This is a genomic window from Streptomyces sp. LS1784 (assembly GCF_020103755.1).
Lineage (GTDB): Bacteria > Actinomycetota > Actinomycetes > Streptomycetales > Streptomycetaceae > Kitasatospora.
The window spans coordinates 1-1,097 of sequence record NZ_JAHSQD010001118.1; the positions used below are offsets into that span (position 1 = coordinate 1).

The 1,097-nt window shown below is 74.9% G+C and carries 1 protein-coding gene and 1 pseudogene; both read left to right on the forward strand.

The genetic code is table 11. The features are described from left to right. Positions 1–285 (forward strand): annotated as a pseudogene (locus tag KS423_RS46035) (hypothetical protein); the annotation flags it as partial. Continuing rightward, the gene (locus KS423_RS46040; protein WP_224285595.1) at positions 282–845 is read left to right on the forward strand and encodes a GNAT family N-acetyltransferase; all 564 of its coding nucleotides are present in this window, start codon (positions 282–284) and stop codon (positions 843–845) included. The pseudogene KS423_RS46035 and the gene KS423_RS46040, both read left to right, overlap by 4 nt. The last annotated feature ends 252 nt before the right edge of the window (positions 846–1,097 follow it).

Sequence of the window (1,097 nt, forward strand, 5' to 3'; positions counted from 1 at the left end):
TACCAGGGCACCGACCTGCACGGGCTGCTCGCGCTGGTGGCGGCCGGGCACGGGCTCACCCTGCTGCCCGAGCCGGTGCTCGCGGCGGCGCCCGGGGTCGGGCACGCGTCGATCGCCGCGCCCAGGCTGGTGCACCGCACCGAACTCGTCCACGGCAGCCTGCCGGACGGGCCGGCGGCGCTGCTGGCGCGACTGCTGGAGGCGTCCCGGGCCGATCCGGTCCGACCGGTGGTGCCGAATCCGGTTGCGGGGGCTGTCGGTGCCGATGAAATGATCACGCGATGAACACCAGTGCCACCATCATCAGACGGGTACGGACCGAGGACTGGCCGCAAGCCAGGGACATCCGCCTGGAAGCGCTGCTGGACCCGGTCGCGGCCGTGGCCTTCCTGGAGACGCACGAGCAGGCCGCGGCCAGGCCCGACGAGTTCTGGCAGGACCGCATCACCCGGGCCGCGACGGGCCCGCACGTGGCGCAGTTCATCGCGGAGGCCGAGGACGGACGCTGGCTCGGCACGATGACCGGGCTGGTCGAGCGGCCCGGCGGGGACGGGGCCCTGGAGGGCGACGTCATCGCGGTCGACCAGGTGCACGTGGTCGGGGTCTACGTCCGGCCGCAGGCACGGGGCACCGGGCTGGCGCAGGACCTGATCCGGGCCGTCCAGGAGTGGGCGTGGTCGCTCACCGAGCCCCGGATCGAGCGGGTGCGGCTGTTCGTCCACGAGGACAACGCCCGGGCCGAGGCGATGTACCGGAAGGCCGGCTTCGAGCCCTCCGGGGTGGCGCTGCCGGTGCCCGGAGACCGGGCCGGCCGGGAGATCGAACTCGCGGTCCTGAGGGGCTGACCGCTCGGCACGTGGCCCGGGGCGTGGCGTCCGGGACGGCGAAGGTTGTGGAGACGCGGTCACCAGGCGTTCACGTCCCGGGCCTGACGGTGGTCGGCCGGTCGGTGCTGTCATGAACACAGTCGCCCGGCGAGGGGCCGGGCCGGCCCGGGAGTGCTTTCCCCATGATGCTCCGTCACCGCCTCACCGTCACCGTCTCGGCGGCCGCCCTCGCCGCCGCCGGGCTCGCCGCCGGCACCGCGCAGGCCGCCG

Excerpts from the sequence above, each read along its gene's own strand:
- KS423_RS46040 (WP_224285595.1), top strand. The coding sequence starts at position 282 with ATGAACACCAGTGCCACCATCATCAGACGGGTACGGACCGAGGACTGG.